Below are 1,359 nucleotides of genomic sequence, written 5' to 3' on the forward strand. Positions count from 1 at the left end.
CCCGGGCGGGTCCGGGTGATCGTCCCGCCCGCCGCGGCGGCGGGAGCCGGGACGCGGGGCCCGCGCCTTGGGGCGGGCCGTGGGGTGTGGACCGCCGGCCCGCGCGCGCCGGTGGTCCGCGCCTTCGTGCGCACGGGCCCGACGCGGGGAGGCGGGCCGCACCGGCGGGCGGGTCACACAGGAAGACCGGTCACACCGGCGGGCGGGTCACACGAGGAAGAAGGCCCGGGCGGACTTGGCGACGCCCTCGGTGTCCAGTCCGTGCGCCTGGGCGTGCTGCGCCGGGGTTCCGTAGGCGCGCACCTCTCGGTCCCGTGCCACGCCCAGGCCCAGGTGGCGGTGGCGCCGGTCGGCCAGTGCCGCGGCGACCTCGTGCGCCGAGGTCCCGCTCAGGTAGGGCTCCACCACCAGCACGTCGGCGTTGCCCGCCGCGCCGACGAGCGCGCTCAGCCCCTCGCGGTCGAAGGGGCGCACGGTGGCCGTGTAGGCGACCGTCACGTCCAGGTCGGCGGTGGCCTCCAGCACCCGGTCCAGCATCGGCCCGACCGCCACCACCACCCCGGCCGAACGCGGCGAGCCCGTGCGCACCACGCTGAGGCGTCCGTCCAACGGCATCGCCACGCGGTTGGAGGTCCCCGACAGGCGCACGTACACGCGGTCCTCCCCGGGCAGGGCGGCCTCCAGGGCGGCGCGCACCTCGTCGGGGTGCCCCGGCGCGTACACGGTCCACCCCGGAAGGGTGTCCAGCAGCGCCACGTCACCGGGCGCCTGGTGGGTGCGCCCCTCCTCCGCGGCGTCGTAGGAGCCGCCGATGCTCACCAGGACGGCGCCCACGCCCTGGTGGCCCAGGTCCAGTTTGAGCTGTTCGAAGGGCCGCTCCACCAGGAAGGGCGCGTAGCTGTGCACGACCGGGCGCATCCCGGTCAGGGCCAGACCCCCGGCCACGCCGATCATGGCCTGCTCCCGGATGCCCATGTCGATCACACGGCCGGGGTGGCGGGCGGCGGCTCCGCGGAACATGCCCGTGGAGATGGCGGCCAGGACGACGGTCAGGCGGGGGTCGGTGTCCATGGCGCGGTTGACGGTGGCGGCGAAGGTGTCACGCATGGGGCTCTCCTAGGAACGGACGCGGGCGACGACGGCCAGCGGCCGTCCGGGGTGGGGCCGGGTGAGCGCCCCGTACAGGGCGTCGTGGTCGCGGCCGGAGACGTCGCGGGCCTCCCAGCCCTCGATCCCGAAGCGGGCGCCGATCCCGCCCGGCCATCCGTGGCTGGCGGAGGCGTTGTCCACGGCGACGACGGTGAGGTTGTCCACGCCGAGCCGTCCGGCGACGGCGATGGCCTCGTGGTTGCTGCCCTC

1 protein-coding gene and 1 pseudogene are annotated in these 1,359 nt (G+C 76.5%); both read right to left on the minus strand.

The features are described from left to right. Positions 1–207: 207 nt before the first annotated feature. A complete protein-coding gene (locus DQW06_RS03000) occupies positions 208–1,107 on the minus strand; it encodes a transketolase family protein (protein WP_117197919.1) in 900 nt (299 codons plus the stop codon). A 9-nt stretch (positions 1,108–1,116) separates the two neighbouring features. Next, positions 1,117–1,359, minus strand: a pseudogene (locus DQW06_RS03005) (transketolase); the annotation flags it as partial.

Source organism: Nocardiopsis sp. TNDT3, from assembly GCF_003427465.1.
GTDB classification, from domain to species: Bacteria; Actinomycetota; Actinomycetes; order Streptosporangiales; family Streptosporangiaceae; genus Nocardiopsis; species Nocardiopsis dassonvillei.